This is a genomic window from Paraburkholderia sp. SIMBA_053 (assembly GCF_046534895.1).
GTDB classification, from domain to species: Bacteria; Pseudomonadota; Gammaproteobacteria; order Burkholderiales; family Burkholderiaceae; genus Paraburkholderia; species Paraburkholderia caledonica.
The window spans coordinates 1-366 of sequence record NZ_JAWRXU010000213.1 but is presented as its reverse complement, the minus strand read 5'-3'; the positions used below and the strand labels follow the sequence as shown (position 1 = coordinate 366).

The window sequence follows — 366 nt, the reverse complement described above, 5'->3', positions numbered from 1 at the left end:
TGCCGCGCAGTCAGTCCTCGACCACGGCGAGCTCTTCGCGCAGAAGAGCGGCACCCGCACTGAGCGCGTGCAGCTTTCCACGTGCGACGTCACGAGGCAACGGCGCCAGGCCGCAGTTCGTGCTCGCCACGAGCTTGTCGGCATCGACGAAACGGAGCGCGTCGCGGAGGGTGTCCGCAACCTCTTCCGGCGTCTCGATGGTCTCGCTGGCCACGTCGATGGCTCCGAGCATGACCTTCTTGCCGCGGATGAGTTCGATGAGGTCGATCGGTACGTGCGAGTGGTGGCTCTCCAGCGAGACGATGTCGATGGTGGATCGCTGCAGCAGCGGGAACGACTCCTCGTACTGCCTCCACTCAGCCCCGA

The 366-nt window shown here is 65.6% G+C and carries 1 pseudogene; it reads right to left on the bottom strand.

The window, feature by feature from the left end:
* Positions 1-10: 10 nt before the first annotated feature.
* Positions 11-366 (bottom strand): annotated as a pseudogene (locus tag SB753_RS35315) (methionine synthase); the annotation flags it as partial.